Source organism: Streptomyces sp. NPDC048331, assembly GCF_043201215.1.
Lineage (GTDB): Bacteria > Actinomycetota > Actinomycetes > Streptomycetales > Streptomycetaceae > Streptomyces.
In genome coordinates, this window is the sequence record NZ_JBICYT010000028.1 from 1 (window position 1) to 15,292 (window position 15,292).

Consider the following 15,292-nt stretch of genomic DNA (forward strand, 5'->3'; position numbering starts at 1 on the left):
AGGTGATCAGGTTGTGGATCACGGTGCCCGACCCGCCGTTGCGCGCCAGCTCGCGCGCCGCGACGAGGGCGGTGATTGCCGACGGGGACACGCCCGCACCCCGCTCGTCGACGATGAAGCAGCGGTCGGCGTCGCCGTCGAAGGCGATGCCGAGGTCGGCGCCCTCGGCCCGGACGCGGGCCTGCAGGTCCACGATGTTCTTCGGGTCGAGCGGGTTGGCCTCGTGGTTCGGGAACGTCCCGTCCAGCTCGAAGTACATCGGGACGAGGCTCAGGGGCAGGCCCTCGAAGACCGTCGGGACGGTGTGGCCGCCCATGCCGTTGCCCGCGTCCACGACGACCTTGAGCGGCCGGATGGCGGTCAGGTCGACCAGGCCGCGCAGGTGGGCGGCGTAGCCGGGGAGGGAGTCCTGCTCGGTGACGGTGCCGGGGACGGTGCCGGCCGGGATCGCCGGGGCGTCCGTGTCCGACCACTGCTCGACCAGCTCGCGGATCTGCGAGAGGCCGGTGTCCTGGCCCACCGGGGCGGCACCGGCGCGGCACAGCTTGATCCCGTTGTACTTGGCCGGGTTGTGCGAGGCCGTGAACATCGCACCCGGCAGGTCCAACGAACCCGACGCGTAGTAGAGCTGATCCGTCGAGCACAGACCGATCAACGTCACGTCCACCCCACGCGCCGCCGCGCCCCGCGCGAAAGCCGCCGACAGACCCGGCGACGAGGGCCGCATGTCATGACCGATCACGATCGCCGACGCGCCCACGACCTCCACGAACGCGGCACCGAACAGCTCGGCCAGGGACTCGTCCCAGTCGTCCGGCACGACACCACGCACGTCGTACGCCTTGACGATGTTCGAAAGGTCGGGCATTTCCACTCCTTCAGGGGGTGACCGGCTGTGCTTCGGACGCTACCCGCCGCCCGGCTCGACACAGCCCGTCCACGCCCCATCCCACGGAGGCTTTGGCAGATAGCCGTCAGCCCGGGGCCACCCCGCCTCTCTTCCGGTACCAGCGCGCCGCCGGCCCGAGCCGGCTCAGCGGGCCGGGCCCCGGTGCGATCCCGGCGCGTTCCCATGCCGCGTCGGCGCGGTACCAGTGGTCACCGGCCAGCAGGGTGAACTGACGCTCGCTCACCCATCCGGGGGTCGCCGCCAGGGCGTCCAGGCATCCGCGCCACGACCAGTCGGCTTCGGGCCGCGCCGGCAGCACCCGGTGCTCGGCGAGGGCGGCCATCAGGTCCCGGTTGCGCACCGGCTCCGGGTGGTGCGCGTGCAGGACACCCGGTGCGTCGGCCTCGGCGCGACCCGTGAACGCGAGCGCCACGACGAGCCGTGCCAGGTCGTCGACGTCGACGAAGGAGGCGAGTCCCGCCCCTCCGTCCCACCCCGCGGGTACGCGCCGGAAGGCGTCGACGAGAGCCGGTACGGCCCACCGGTCGCCCCTTCCCAGCACGAGCCCCGCGCGCAGGACCAGTCCCCCCGCTTCGAGCACCGCCCCCTCCCCCACCAGCCGGCTGCCGCTGGCCGCCGAGACCGGGGCGGTCGTCAACTCGTCCACGTCCTGCCCCCGATGGGGACCCGGTCCGTACACCGCGCAGGTGGACAGGTGGATGATCCGCCCCACTCCGGCCCGCCGGGCCTCGGTCATCAGGGCCGCTGTTCCGTCGGCGTTGATCGCGGTGCACCGCTCCGCGTCCGGTCCGACGTAGGAGGCCAGGGACAGCAGGACGTCCGCACCGTCGCACACCCCGCGCAGGGACCGTCCGTCGGCCAGATCCGCAGCCACCCGATGCACTCCGGACGGGTCCGAGGGGGATGAGCCCGCGGCGGCTCGCGTACGGGACACCGCACGCACCATGACCCCGTGGTCCTCCTGGCTCCGTGCGGCCAGCCGGCGCAGTACCGCCGACCCCACGAAGCCCGTCGCGCCGGTGACGACCACGCGACGGGGGCTCAAGCCCGCTTCTCCGGGACCGACCTGGACCTCCGCTTCGGCGTCGGCTCCGGCGTCGGCTCCGGCTCCGCCTTCGGGTCCGCCGCCGGCTCGGGCGTGGGCTCGCTCGGCGGCAGCGTCAGGCGCAGTCCGCCGCGGATGCCGTCGGCGGCCACCGCGGGCAGCAGGTAGCGCCACAGGGAGGCGATCCGCTGCGGCAGGTCGACCCGACCGGTCGACGCCTGGGAGAAGAGCTGCGCCCCGGTGAAGGAGCTGACCAGCACCCAGGCCAGTTCGTGGTCGTCGACGTCCGGCTGGAGTTCGCCCTTGGCCCGGGCGAAGCGCAGCTGCTGGCGGAACTCCAGCACCCAGGCCTGGTAGGCCACGTCGTCACGGAGACCGAACTCACCCTGCTCCACGGCCAGTCGGACGCCGGCGCGAAGCACCGGATTGTGCCGGAGCTGCTCGGCGAGGTAGAGCGTGATGTCCACCAGGTGCTGCAGGCCGTCCTCCCCGGCGGGGAACTCCAGGCCGTCGCCCTGGCCGACCATGACGGCGTAGGCGAGCTCCTCCTTCGAACTGAAGTGGAAGTACATCCCGCCCTGGGTGACGTCCGCCCGCTTCATGATCTTGCTGATGCTGGCCCCACTGAAGCCGAACTCGTCGAAGACCTCGGCCGCGGCGCGGAGGATGGCCGCTTTGGTCTGAACTGCCCTTAGTTGAGGGGCGCGTTGCTGCTTTCGTTCTGACATGAGCACCTAACTAATCTCGACAAAAAAAACGAACATCCTTTATTTTAGGACCCGCGCCGAACAAGCACCAGCTCATGTCCGACGTCCAGGGGGGCTCAACCATGACTATGTCCACTGATCGCTCCGCCTCGCCCATCGCCGCGCTCAGCAGCGCCTTACCTCGGGAGTACGTACACAAGAGCGCGCACTCGGAAGTCCTGCTGACCGGATGGCGCACCGTCGCGCCCGACGAGTACGTCGTCACCGCCCAATGGCCGCGCACCCACAGCTTCTACACACCGGACGAGGGGCACCACGATCCCCTGCTCCTCGCCGAATCGGTCCGCCAGGCCATCCCGCTCCTCAGCCACGTCGCGTACGACGTCCCCTTCGGTCACCGCCAGATCTGGGACACGTTCAGCTACGCGACCGACCCCGACGCCCTCGCCGTCGGTGCGACCCCGGCCGACATCTCCCTGCACATCCGCTGCTCCGCCATCTCACGCCGCGGCCGCAGACTCGCGGGTCTCACCATGCACGTGACCGCGACCCGCGACGGCGCCCTCCTCGGCACCGCCGAGGCCGGATTCACCAACCAGCCCGAGGCCGTCTACCAGCGTCTGCGCGGCCGGAACGCGAACCTCGACGAGATAGCCGCCCGCACCATCCCGCTGCCGCCCCCGCTGACCCCCCGCCGCGTGGGCCGCGACCGCTTCCACGACGTGGTCCTCTCCCCCACCAGCTCCACGCGGCGCGCCCAGCTCCGAGCCGACGTCAACCATCCGATCCTCTTCGACCACCCCGTCGACCACGCTCCGGGCATGTTGCTCCTGGAAGCCGTGCGCCAGACCGCCTACCGGTCCGCCTTCCCCCGGCGGGGAGTCCTGACCGACATGGAGATCCGCTTCTCCCGCTACGCGGAGTTGACCTCGGCCTGCTGGATCGAGACGCTCCCCGACACCGGGAAGGCGACCACCGCGCCGGACCGTCATCCCGTGAGCGTCGTCGCCCACCAGAACGGCGAGGTCGTCTTCGCCGCCACGGCGACCGTCGCCACCGTGGCCTCCGCCCCCCTCCGCCTGCACACCGCGGGCTGACCCGCCCGCCCCCGCCGGGGAAGGGCCGCCGGCGTTCCCGTCGGTTCGTGAGCGCGCCGGCTCACGGACCGTCCGCCGCATCGACTCCACCCCCGCGGAAGAACGACGAAGGCGCCTGATCGGGTCCGTGCCCGACAGGCGCCTTCCTCCGCTCGCGGCCGACGCCGCCGGTCAGACCTTCCTGACCACGCCGGACTTCAGCTGCATCGCGCCGAACCCCTCGATCCTGCAATCGATGTCGTGCCCGTCGACGCCGTCCACCAGGCGGATGTTGCGCACCTTCGTGCCCGCCTTGATGCCCGACGCGCTGCCCTTGACCTTCAGGCCCTTGACCACCGTCACGGTGTCGCCGTCGGCCAGCACATTGCCGACCGAGTCCTTGATCACCCGCTCCTCGGCGGCACCGCCGGACTCGCCGGAGGCGAGGGGCCACTCGTGGCCGCACTCGGGGCAGACCAGGAGCGCACCCATCTCGTAGGCGTACGCGCCCGCGCATGCGGGGCAGGGAGGCAGGGGTGTCTCAGTCACCCCGGCAGTATATTTCAGGGCCCATCGCCGCAGGTCGGCGGACGAGACGAGCCGGCCCGACCCTACGCGCGCCCAAGGCCTCGGAGCCCCCGCAGGAGCAGGGACAGCCCGAAGTCGAAGTGCTCCGCGAAGTCACCGCTCGTGAGGGTGGGCAGCACGGCGGCGAGCTGCGGATACCGCTCGGGCTCGGCCGCCAGGCGCAGGCGCTCGGGATCCGCCGACCCGCCGCCTCCCGACGCCCGCAGCGCGGCCTGCTCCTCCAGCGTGTGGCCGATGGTGAAGTGGGCCACCGCCATCAGCGAGCGCGCCGCGTCCTCCTCGCCGAAGCCCGCCGCGCGCAGCACCCCGACGACCTCCTCGGCGAAACCGAGGGTGTGGGGGCCGGTCGCGTGCGTGCCCGCGTAGACGCGCGCGCCGTCGCGGCGGGCGAGCAACGCCGTCCGCATGGCGCGGGCGAGGGTGGCCAGCCGCTCGCTCCAGTCGCCGTCCCGGTCGCCGTCGGTCCCGGTCGCCGCGAGGCCGGCCAGCATCCGTTCCGCCATCGCGGTCAGCAGGTCGTCCTTGGTGGCGAAGTACCGGTACAGCGCGCCGGCCTGGACGTCCATCGCGTCGGCCAGCCGGCGCATCGTCAGCGCGTCGAGGCCGACCTCGTCCAGGAGATCCAGGGCCGTGTCGACCGTCCGGTCGCGGTCGAGGCGGGCCGGGCGGCCCCGGGCCGGGGTTGACGGAGTGCTCATGGATCTCACTATAGTGAACATCGTTCACGTGAACACCGTTCACTAAATACGGGAGGCATCGATGGATACCGATGTGATCGTCGTGGGGGCGGGACCGACCGGGCTGCTGCTCGCCTGCGAGCTGGCACTGGCGGGCGTACGGACCCACGTCGTCGAGCGGCGCACCGAGCCCCAGCAGGACTCCCGGGCGCTGACCCTGCATCCGCGCAGCCTGGAACTGATGGACCTGCGCGGGCTCGCGCCCCGCTTCCTCGCTCTCGGCCGGACCCTGCCGGGCTGGCATTTCGCCGCCCTCGACACCCCGCTGGACTTCGCCGCCCTCGACAGCCGCCATCCGCACACGCTGTTCCTGGCCCAGGCGCGCACCGAGGCCCTGCTGGCCGAACGTGCCCACGAGTTGGGGGTCCGGATACATCGTGGGCACACGCTCACCGGCCTGCGGCAGCACGAGGACGGGGTCGAGGCGCAGGTGCGCGGGCCGGCCGAGGGATCGCGGCTCGTGCGTGCCGGGTACCTGGTGGGATGCGACGGTGGGCGCAGCTTCGTCCGGCAGGCGGCCGGAATCGACTTCCCCGGCACCGACGAGACCTTGACCGGGGTGCTCGGGGACTTCGCCACCGTCGAGGCCGACGCCGCGGCCCTCGCCACCGCGCGGGACGCGGGCGTGCTCGCCGTCCCGCTGGAAGGCGGACTGACCCGCTTCGTGTACATCGATCCGGAGCGGATGCGGACGCCGGCCCGGGTGCCGGTGACCCTGGAGGAGTTCCGCACGGGGCTCGTGCGGATCTGCGGATCCGACTTCGGGGTCGACCGGCCCCGCCGGCTCTCGCGCTTCGGCAACGCCACCCGGCTGGCCGCCACCTACCGCTCCGGCCGCGTCCTGCTCGCCGGCGACGCCGCCCACATCCACTTCCCGGCCGCGGGCCAAGGTCTCAACACCGGTCTCCAGGACGCCATGAACCTCGGCTGGAAACTGGCGGCGGAGGTGCGCGGCTGGGCCCCGCCCGGACTCCTCGACACCTATCACGCCGAGCGCCACCCCGTCGGCCGGGCCGTCACCGAGAACACCGAGGTGCAGACGCTGCTGGCGGAACTGCCGCTGGTGGCCGGGTACCGGCGGCCCGCCGCCGCGCTGCGCGGGCTCTTCGAGGAACTGCTGGCGATGCCCGAGGTCAACCGCCGCCTCGCCGAGCAGGTCTCGGCGCTCGGCACCGCCTACCCGGCGGCCTGCCCCGACGCCGATCCACTGGTCGGGCGCCGGATGCCCGACATCGGCCTGAGTGTGACCGAGCCGGCCGGTTCGGACGGGACGCGGGTGTACGAGCTCCTGCGCCGGGGCGGCTTCGTCCTGCTCCGCCTCACACCCGGGCGGGACCCGCACCCGCCGGCGTACGACGCCCCCGCCACCGGACGGGGGCCGCGGATCAGCGCCGTCACCGCTCGGGCGGCCGAGCGACACCCGGAGCTCGACGGGGTCCGCGAGGTCCTGGTCCGCCCCGACGGGCACGTCGCCTGGGCCACCCGGAGCGCCGACGCCGACCTGCGCCGCACCGGGCGCGAGAGCGCGCTCACGGCCTGGACGGCGCGGGCCACCCCCGCCTGAGCGGCCGGGCCGCCGGGCGGTCAGCGCGTCCGCCGGGCGGTCAGGGCGTCCGGCGCGGTCAAGGCGTCCGGCGGGTCGCGTGCAGGCTGCCGAGCAGGGCGAGGCCCCGGGCGCTCGGGCTTCCCGGTTCGGCGTGGTAGATCACCAGTTGCTGGCCCGGCGCCCCGAGCACGGCGAACGACTCGAAGGCGAGCGACAGCCGCCCGATGTCGGGGTGGTCCAGTTCCTTGGTGTCCCAGGTCTTGCCGCGAACGGAGTGCGCGGCCCAGAGCTCCGCGAACTCCGCGCTCGACCCGCAGAGTTCCCGTGTCAGGCCGCTCAAGCGCGGGTGATGCGGGTCGAGGCCGGTCGCGTGGCGCAGGGCGGCCACCACCGCCTCGGCCGCACGGTCCCGGCGGACGAAGAACGACCGGGCCGCCGGGTCGAGGAAGGTCATGCGCGCGAGGTTGTCCCGCCGCGCGAACGGGGAGAACAGCGCGTCGGCCAGGGCGTTGGACGCCAGCAGGTCGGTGGCGGGATTCAGGACGAAGGCCGGGGTGCCCGTATACCCGTCCAGCAGTCGGCGCAGCGAGGCACCGACCGACTCCCGTGGCCGCCGGGCACCGCGCCGGTCACCGTCCGGGGCGGTGCCCGCGAGCCGGAAGAGGTGCTCCCGTGCCGCCTCGTCCAGGCGCAGGGCGTCGCCGATCGCGTCGAGGATCTGCGCGGACGGGCCGCGTTCGCGCCCCTGTTCCAGTCGGGCGTAGTAGTCGCTGTTCATCCCGGCCAGGACCGCGACCTCCTCGCGGCGCAGCCCTGCCACGCGGCGGCGCCCGTAGGAGACGAGTCCGACGTCGTCCGGCCGCAGGCGTGCGCGCCGGGCGCGCAGGAAATCTCCGAGATCGCTGCTGGTCACGGCTTCAGACTAGAGCGGGACCGCGCGCGCCTGCCTGGGTGCGGCGCCCCCAGGCAGGCGGCGCGCCACCAGGGCCTACCCTTCGGATCATGCCGGGCTCGCGGTGCCTCCCTGATCCGGCCTGATCCGAAAGACAGGCCCTAAGTGGCTCGCCCATGTGGCGGAACTGCCCTTCGTCAACGGCGCGTTCCCGCTCGTACCGGCGGCCGATCGGCCCGATGATCTTGCGTAGGCTCGTGTCGCCCGCCCCGTACGCCCCCACCGGAGGAGCATCGTGCCCCTGTCCATGAACCGACGTCTGGCCCTCACCGCGGCGCTGCTCGCGGTGACGGCCGCCGTGGCTCCGGCGACCACCGCCCACGCCGCCCCGACCACCCCCGATCTCGAAGCGCTGACCCAGGCGTTGCGCAACACGACCGCCGCCGGCGCGCCGGGCGCGTTGGCGCGCTTCAGCGGACCCGGCGGGGTCAGCGTCCGGACGGTGGGGGTACGCGACAGGACCACGGGCTCGGCGATGGACCCGCAGGCCCGCTTCCGGATCGGGAGCGTCAGCAAGACGTTCACCTCGGTCGTCCTGTTGCAGTTGGTGGACGAGGGCCGGATCGATCTGGACACCGCCGTCAACCGGTACCTGCCCGGTCTGCTGCCCGACGACCGGATCACGGTGCGGCATCTGCTGACCCACCGCAGCGGGCTGGCGGACTACACGGACGCGATGTTCGAGCACACCGTGCCGGGCTTCGAGGCCGTGCGCAACAAGGTGTTCGGCCACCAGGAGCTGGTGGACCTCTCGCTCCGCGCACCGCGGACGACCGAGCCCGGCGTCGCCTACAAGTACTCGAACACCAATTTCGTGGTCGTCGGCATGCTCATCGAGAAGGTCACCGGCAACGGCGTGGCCAAGGAGTACGAGCGGCGCGTCATCAAGCCGCTGAAGCTGCGCAACACCTCCTACGTGCACCCCGACACCCAGATCAAGGGGCTGCACACCCGCGGCTACCTCCACCCCGACGAGGCCGGCGCGCCGCTGGTCGACTCCACCGAGCAGACGGTGTCATGGGCCCAGTCGGCCGGAGCGGTGATCTCCGACCCCGCCGACCTGAACACCTTCACCTCCGCGCTCCTCGGCGGTCGCCTGCTGCCCGCCCGGATGCTGGACGCCATGCTCACCGTGACGCCGACCGACACCACGAACACCCGGTTCTACGGACTCGGCCTCCGCCGCTACGACCTGTCGTGCGGCACCTCGGTCTACGGGCACACGGGCACCGTGCAGGGCTTCTACACCTACGCCTTCTCCACCCGCGACGGGCGCCGCTCCCTCTCCGCGATGGCGAACACCTCGAACAAGGGGGACGCGAACACGGCCCTCGGCGGCACCCTCGAAGCGGCGTTCTGCGGCAAGCCGGCCCCGAAGACCACCACGCGCGGATTCGGATTCGCCCCGGCCGAGATGGACCTGCCGGAGCACAACTCGCGCTGACACCGCGGCGCCTTCGTCCCCGACGGGGCAGACCGGCCCGGCTCGCGTACCGCTCCTCGTACGCCGCCGGGCCGGGCTGCCCCGTCGCCGTATCCGCATCGCCGCGGCCGCGCCCCCCGCACGGGGTGGGTGGACCTTGTGAAGGATCGTCGGATCTGATGAATCATCAGGTCGCTTGTCCCGGACTATTGACTTGGTCGACGGCAGTCGCGATTCTCGACCCACCATTTGTGAGGTCCATGACAAGTCACGCGCGTGGCCGTCGTGCCTCCGAACGGATCCGGCTCCTCGACCGCGCCATCCGGCTGACCTTGAGACGTGAGTGATGACCCTTCCTCGACACACGCACCACAGGCGTAGGCCCCTGGCGGTCCTGTCGTTGCTCCTCGCCGTGGTGGCCATGGTGCTCGGCCCCGTACCCGCTTCCGCCGCCGATCCCGGCTGGTGGAACCCGGTCGCGCGACCCGCACCCGACTCCGACATCAACGTCACGGGCGAGCCCTTCAAGGGCACCGACGCCCAGGGGCGGGTCCGGGGCTTCGTCGACGCGCACGACCACCTGATGTCCAACGAGGGATTCGGCGGCCGGCTCATCTGCGGCAAGCCGTTCTCCGAGGCGGGGGTGGCCGACGCGCTCAAGGACTGCCCCGAGCACTACCCCGACGGCACTCTCGCGATCTTCGACTTCATCACCAAGGGCGGTGACGGCAAGCACGACCCGAACGGCTGGCCGACCTTCAAGGACTGGCCCGCCCACGACTCGCTGACCCACCAGCAGAACTACTACGCCTGGGTCGAGCGGGCCTGGCGCGGCGGTCAGCGCGTGCTCGTGAACGACCTCGTCACCAACGGCGTCATCTGCTCGGTCTACTTCTTCAAGGACCGCGGCTGCGACGAGATGACCGCCATCCGGCTCGAAGCCCAGAAGACCTACGACATGCAGGCCTACATCGACAAGATGTACGGCGGCCCGGGCAAGGGCTGGTTCCGGATCGTCACCGACTCCGCGCAGGCCCGCGACGTCGTCCAGCAGGGCAAGCTGGCCGTGGTCCTCGGGGTCGAGACCTCCGAGCCGTTCGGCTGCAAGCAGATCCTCGACATCGCGCAGTGCAGCAAGCAGGACATCGACCGCGGCCTGGACGAGCTGTACCGCCTCGGGGTGCGCAGCATGTTCCTGTGCCACAAGTTCGACAACGCCCTGTGCGGGGTCCGCTTCGACGAGGGCGCCCTCGGCACGGCCATCAACGTGGGCCAGTTCCTGTCGACCGGGACCTTCTGGAAGACGGAGAAGTGCACCGGCCCGCAGCACGACAACCCGATCGGACTGGCGGCGGCCGCGCCGGCGGTGCAGAGCAAGCTGCCCGCCGGTGTGGCGGTTCCCTCGTACGCCGCCGACGCCCAGTGCAACACCCGAGGACTCACCGAACTGGGCGAGTACGCGGTGCGCGGCATGATGAAGCGCAAGATGATGCTCGAGGTCGACCACATGAGCGTGAAGGCCGCGGGCCGGTCCTTCGACATCATGGAGTCCGAGTCCTACCCGGGGGTGATCTCCTCGCACAGCTGGATGGACATGGACTGGACCGAGCGGGTCTACAAGCTCGGCGGCTTCATCGCCTCGTACATGAGCGGCGCCGAGGGATTCAGCGCCGAGGCGAAGCGGACGGACGCGCTGCGCGACAAGTACAAGGTCGGCTACGGATTCGGCACCGACATGAACGGTGTCGGCGGCTGGCCCGGACCGCGCGGGGCCGACACCCCCAACCCGGTGCGCTACCCGTTCCGCAGCACCGACGGCGGCTCCGTCATCGACAAGCAGACCACCGGTTCGCGCACGTGGGACCTCAACACCGACGGCGCCTCGCACTACGGTCTGGTCCCCGACTGGATCGAGGACATCCGCCTCGTCGGCGGCCAGGGTGTGGTGGACGACCTGTTCAAGGGCGCCGAGTCCTACCTGACCACCTGGGGGAACTCCGAGAAGCACAGGTCCGGGGTGAACATGGCCACGGGATCCCCGGCCTCGGCGTCCAGCGCGGAGTGGTGGAACCCGTTCGTGAACTACTCCCCGGGCCGGGCCGTGGACGGGGACTCGGGCTCCCGCTGGGCGAGCGAGTGGAACGACAACCAGTGGCTGCGCATCGACCTCGGCTCCGCGAACCGGGTGGGACGCGTCACCCTCGACTGGGAGGCCGCGTACGGGAAGGCGTACCGCATCGAGGTCTCCACGGACGACACGAACTGGCAGACCGTCTGGTCCACGACCGCGAGTGACGGCGGCCTGGACACCGCGCGCTTCTCCGGGGTGTCGGCCCGCTACATCCGCGTCCAGGGACTCCAACGCGCGACGAAGTGGGGGTACTCGCTCCACGAGGTCGGCGTCTACAGCAGCTGATCCCGCCGAGCGGGACTCCAGGGGCCGGGGGGGGGGGGGGGGGGGGGGGGGCGCGGGCGCCGCCCCCCCCCCCCCCCCCCCCCGGCCCCCATCGCACCCCGTACGACGCACCACGCACCACGCACCACGCACCGCGGCACGAAACCGAAAGGAACGCCCATGGCACGGATGCCCTCGGCCGAGCGGCGCCGGCAGCTGACCGAGGCCGCCATCCGCGCGATGACCCGGGACGGCGTCGCCGCGACGACGACCAGGTCGATCGCCGCCGAGGCGGGGGTGTCCCTGAGCGTCTTCCACTACTGCTTCGACTCGAAGCAGGCCCTGCTCGAATCCGTCATCGCGGCGATCACCGACCACAGCGTCACCCTGGTGAAGCGGGCGATCCGGCCGAAGGCGACCCTCCGGGAGACCGTCCGGGCGGGCTTCCAGGCGTACTGGGAGCACGTGTCCGCCCACCCGGGCGAACACATGCTCACCTACGAACTCACCCAGTACGCCTTGCGCCGACCGGACTTCGAGCACCTGGCACGGCGGCAGTACGAACGGTACTGCGACACCTACACCGAACTGATCGAGCAGCTCCGGCCCCACATGGCCTTCGAACTCCGCGTGCCCGTGGCCGTGTTGGCCCGCTATCTGGCCGCCATGACCGACGGGCTGACGCTGAACCACCTCGTCCTCGGCGACGACAAGATCGCGGCGGACATCCTCGACATGATCACCGACCATGTCGCGGGCCTCGTCGGCGACGACCAGGGACCCCGGGGCTAAGGGCTCTTCCGCATGGCGTGGCGCGACATACAGGGTCGAAATCCAGCCATTGAGTGAATTGCATCACTGCGACGCAAGTTGTGTCCCTCTTGTCCGTTTACCGGATCGAACTGTCCGGTCAGGGCAGTACGTTGCAGCTCACTCCATCGAGATCGCTCGATGACCACCGGAAGACCGAGGAAGTATGGCTGGACCGGTCCCGCGCGCCGCACTCGCCTGCGCCCTGGCACTCGCCGCGCTGACCGCCTGCTCGGCGGAGATCGACGCCGAAGGCAACTACGAGGGCGACTACGCCAGGCACCAGCCGCTCTCCGTCGTCGGATATCCCACCACGGGATCGTTGGGGATCACCCAGGAAGTGGTGTGGCGGATCGCCGACGGTGACGTCGACGAGCTGGCATCGCTGGTCTCGGACAAGCAGGGCGAGGACATCCCGGAGAAGACCGCCCAGAACTGGGTCACCGCGTTCCGCAAGGGCGCCGGCGGGCACGTCACCGCGGAGTTCTACGACGAGGGCTCGTACCGGCAGACCGTCGTGCTCTACCTGCACAACACCGGCCAGATCAAAGAACTCTACGTCCGGGCCGTGATGGTGGACCGCAAGGAGGCCTGGCGGGTGCGCATGGCCGAGGCGGACCCCGCCGAAGCCACCGCCGTGGAGCCCTGGATCCCGAAGACACCGGGCGAGCTCGATTCGAGGGTTCCGCGATGAGCGCCCGCCCGAGGACCGCCTTCCTCGTCCGCGTCGCCCTGGTGTCCGTGCTGGCATGCGGCGGTCTCACCGCGTGCGGCGCCGACGAGGAGGACCTGCTGTACGCGACCGACTACGCGAACCACGAACCGCTCGGCGTGGTCGGATACCCCACCTCCGAGTCCCTCCGGATCACCCAGCAGCTGGTCTGGCGGCTCGCCGACGGCAAGGCCGAGGAGGTGGAAGGGCTCGCCGCCGATCCCGACGAGGCGCGAGGGGACGTCGAGCGGACCGCCCGGAACTGGATCCGGTCCTTCCACGAGGGGGCCAAGGGGAAGGTGACCGCGGAGTTCTACGACGAGGGGTCCGTGCGGCAGCTCGTCGTCGTGTACTTCCACGACACGGGCCAGACCAAGTCGTTCACGGTCCACCTCACCGGAATGGCCGGGGAGGACGGCTGGCGCGTGACCATGCGCGAGCCCGACCCGAAGCAGGCCTCCTCGGCGCCCGACTGGGTTCCGCGTACACCCGGGGGCCTCGGCTCGAAAACGCCGCGCTGACCGGGTCCGACGTCATCGCCACGGGGAAGGCGCCGTCCGTGGATCACTCCATCGGACGGCGCCCTCGATGTCCACGGGAGCGAGACCGGGAACGGGAACGCGGGCGGGAGCGGTCGGATCAGGACCGGTCCAGCAGCGTGGTCAGGACCTCGTGGAGGACGGCCGCCGGATCGGCCACCGCCTGCGCCGAGCGCCAGGCCACGAACCCGTCCGGGCGGACGAGGATCGCACCCTCGGGGGTCGTGCCGTGCACCTCGGCCCAGTCGCCGCCGTTCGCCGGGATCAGGTCGGCCTCGGGCCCGGTGCCGATCGCGTACACGTCCAGAGCCAGGCCGAGCTCCTCGGAGACGGATCGCCCCGCGGCCCACCACGGCGTCTCCTCCGAGCACAGCAGGACGAAGCAGCGCTCGTAGAGGTCCACGGTGGACTTGGGCTCCGGATCTCCCGGAGCACAGAGCCACATGTGCGGTGCGCGGCTGCCCGGATCACCGCAGAGCCGCATCCGGTCGGGCACGACCGGCCGGTCCGGGTCGGCTCCGAGCACCGCGCCCCGGTTGTAGCGGTAGCCCATGGCCACGGAGAGCACCCCGCCCTGCCGTCCGCCGGCGCCCGGCGCGCCGTCCGGCAGGGCCGCGGGCACGGATCCGGCGGCGGACGCGGGCTCGGGCTCGGGCTCGTAGCCCGGGTGGCTGTGCTCCGCCGAACGCGCCGAGGCGCGCTCGCTCGTCGCCCTGGCCACCGGCAACCGCTCGGCCTCGTAGGTCTTCAGCAGTCCCGGCCCGGCCGAACCGTCCAGCACGGCGGCGAGCTTCCAGGCGATGTTGTGGGCGTCCTGGATGCCGGTGTTCGAGCCGAACGCGCCGGTGGGCGACATCTCGTGCGCGGAGTCGCCGGCCAGGAAGACGCGGCCGACCGCGTACCGCTCGGCAACCCGCTCGGCGGCGTGCCACGGGGCCTTCCCGGTGACCTCGACGTCCAGGTCGGGGGCACCGACGGCCCGGCGGATGTGCTCGACGCAGCGCTCGTCGGTGAAGTCCTCCAGCGTCTCGCCCCGGTCCGGGTGCCAGGGCGCGTGGAAGACCCACCGCTCGCCGTTGTCGACCGGCAGCAGGGCCCCGTCGGCGTCGGGCTTCGTCAGGTAGCACACGATGAAACGCCGGTCGCCGACCACGTGGGACAGCATCCGGGACCGGAAGGTGATGCTCACGTTGTGGAACAGGTCCCCGGAGCCGCTCTGGCCGATCCGGAGCGCCTCCCGCACGGGACTGCGCGGCCCGTCGGCGGCGACGAGGTAGTCCGCGCGCACCGTGCTGTGCTCCCCGGTCTCCCGGTTCTTCACGATCGCGGTGACCCCGCCCGGGTCCTGGTCGAAGGAGAGGAGTTCGGTGGAGAACCGCAGGTCGGCCCCCAGGGTCGGGGTCACGGACATCAGGACCGGCTCGATGTCGTTCTGGCTGCACAGACACCATGCCGCCGGACTGAAGCGCGCGAGCGCGCCACCCGGGTCGATTTCCTCGAAGAGCCACTCCTGGTCGTCACCGGTCAGCGAGCCGCCCTGCAGGATGCCGTGGTTGTCCGCCAGGACCGAGGCGGCCTCACGGATCCGGTCCTCGACACGGGCGACCCGGAACAGTTCCATCGTCCGTACGTTGATACCGCGTCCGCGTGGGTGCATCGAGGTACCCGCGTGCTTCTCGACCACCATGTGCGGAATGCCATGCCGGCCGAGGAAGAGCGAGGTGCACAGACCCACCAGCGAGCCGCCCACGATGAGGACCGGGACGTGGTGGTCGACGTTTTCCTTCATGGCTCTTCCATGCCCTGTACGAGGCCGCTTCCCTCGCTCGTTCACCCGCTTGGTTCTCTCCTC

13 protein-coding genes and 1 pseudogene are annotated in these 15,292 nt (G+C 71.5%); 7 read left to right on the forward strand and 7 right to left on the reverse strand.

All coding sequences use genetic code 11. The annotated features are described in order from the left end of the window. The 3 genes and pseudogenes from manB to ACGFYY_RS30950 form a co-directional block, all read right to left on the reverse strand. Window positions 1-868 (reverse strand): annotated as a pseudogene (gene manB, locus ACGFYY_RS30940) (phosphomannomutase/phosphoglucomutase); the annotation flags it as partial. Window positions 869-974: 106 nt separating this feature from the next. Beyond that, complete coding sequence (locus ACGFYY_RS30945) at window positions 975-1,955, reverse strand: NAD-dependent epimerase/dehydratase family protein (RefSeq protein ID WP_393714451.1); 981 nt, start codon at window positions 1,953-1,955, stop codon at window positions 975-977. Continuing rightward, window positions 1,952-2,683 carry a ScbR family autoregulator-binding transcription factor gene (locus ACGFYY_RS30950; RefSeq protein WP_393714453.1) on the reverse strand — a complete coding sequence of 244 codons (732 nt, stop codon included), beginning with the start codon at window positions 2,681-2,683 and terminating at the stop codon, window positions 1,952-1,954. Before ACGFYY_RS30950 ends, ACGFYY_RS30945 begins: the two co-directional genes overlap by 4 nt. 101 nt (window positions 2,684-2,784) lie before the next feature. On the opposite strand from ACGFYY_RS30950, the gene ACGFYY_RS30955 reads away from it, so the two are divergent. Then, window positions 2,785-3,759, forward strand: coding sequence for a ScbA/BarX family gamma-butyrolactone biosynthesis protein (locus ACGFYY_RS30955; RefSeq protein ID WP_393714455.1), 975 nt, complete (start codon window positions 2,785-2,787; stop codon window positions 3,757-3,759). Between the two features lie 171 nt (window positions 3,760-3,930). Here ACGFYY_RS30955 and ACGFYY_RS30960 read toward each other — a convergent pair whose 3' ends face one another. Then, on the reverse strand, window positions 3,931-4,287 hold the full coding sequence (locus ACGFYY_RS30960; RefSeq protein WP_365280089.1) for a zinc ribbon domain-containing protein YjdM: 357 nt from the start codon (window positions 4,285-4,287) through the stop codon (window positions 3,931-3,933). A 62-nt stretch (window positions 4,288-4,349) separates the two neighbouring features. Then, window positions 4,350-5,024 carry a TetR/AcrR family transcriptional regulator gene (locus ACGFYY_RS30965; RefSeq protein WP_393714457.1) on the reverse strand — a complete coding sequence of 225 codons (675 nt, stop codon included), beginning with the start codon at window positions 5,022-5,024 and terminating at the stop codon, window positions 4,350-4,352. Between the two features lie 61 nt (window positions 5,025-5,085). Here ACGFYY_RS30965 and ACGFYY_RS30970 point away from each other — a divergent pair, with 61 nt between their 5' ends. Then, window positions 5,086-6,627 (forward strand): monooxygenase, encoded by a 1,542-nt coding sequence (locus ACGFYY_RS30970; RefSeq protein WP_393714459.1) that lies wholly within the window; start codon window positions 5,086-5,088, stop codon window positions 6,625-6,627. Window positions 6,628-6,685: 58 nt separating this feature from the next. Here ACGFYY_RS30970 and ACGFYY_RS30975 read toward each other — a convergent pair whose 3' ends face one another. Further along, a complete protein-coding gene (locus ACGFYY_RS30975) occupies window positions 6,686-7,522 on the reverse strand; it encodes a helix-turn-helix transcriptional regulator (protein WP_393714461.1) in 837 nt (278 codons plus the stop codon). A gap of 286 nt (window positions 7,523-7,808) precedes the next feature. Here ACGFYY_RS30975 and ACGFYY_RS30980 point away from each other — a divergent pair, with 286 nt between their 5' ends. The 5 genes from ACGFYY_RS30980 (at window position 7,809) to ACGFYY_RS31000 (ending at window position 13,422) form a co-directional block, all read left to right on the forward strand. Then, window positions 7,809-9,005 carry a serine hydrolase domain-containing protein gene (locus tag ACGFYY_RS30980; protein WP_393714463.1) on the forward strand — a complete coding sequence of 399 codons (1,197 nt, stop codon included), beginning with the start codon at window positions 7,809-7,811 and terminating at the stop codon, window positions 9,003-9,005. A 325-nt stretch (window positions 9,006-9,330) separates the two neighbouring features. After that, window positions 9,331-11,400 carry a discoidin domain-containing protein gene (locus tag ACGFYY_RS30985; protein ID WP_393714465.1) on the forward strand — a complete coding sequence of 690 codons (2,070 nt, stop codon included), beginning with the start codon at window positions 9,331-9,333 and terminating at the stop codon, window positions 11,398-11,400. Window positions 11,401-11,559: 159 nt separating this feature from the next. Beyond that, window positions 11,560-12,171 carry a TetR/AcrR family transcriptional regulator gene (locus ACGFYY_RS30990; RefSeq protein ID WP_393714467.1) on the forward strand — a complete coding sequence of 204 codons (612 nt, stop codon included), beginning with the start codon at window positions 11,560-11,562 and terminating at the stop codon, window positions 12,169-12,171. Between the two features lie 184 nt (window positions 12,172-12,355). Beyond that, entirely contained in the window at window positions 12,356-12,883 is a 528-nt protein-coding gene (locus ACGFYY_RS30995; protein WP_393714469.1) for a hypothetical protein, read from the forward strand. Then, window positions 12,880-13,422, forward strand: a complete 543-nt coding sequence (locus ACGFYY_RS31000) for a hypothetical protein (protein WP_393714471.1) — start codon at window positions 12,880-12,882, stop codon at window positions 13,420-13,422. Before ACGFYY_RS30995 ends, ACGFYY_RS31000 begins: the two co-directional genes overlap by 4 nt. Window positions 13,423-13,540: 118 nt before the next feature. Here the strand turns inward: ACGFYY_RS31000 and ACGFYY_RS31005 are convergent, their stop codons facing one another. Continuing rightward, entirely contained in the window at window positions 13,541-15,274 is a 1,734-nt protein-coding gene (locus ACGFYY_RS31005; RefSeq protein ID WP_393714473.1) for an FAD-dependent oxidoreductase, read from the reverse strand. Between the last annotated feature and the right edge of the window lie 18 nt (window positions 15,275-15,292).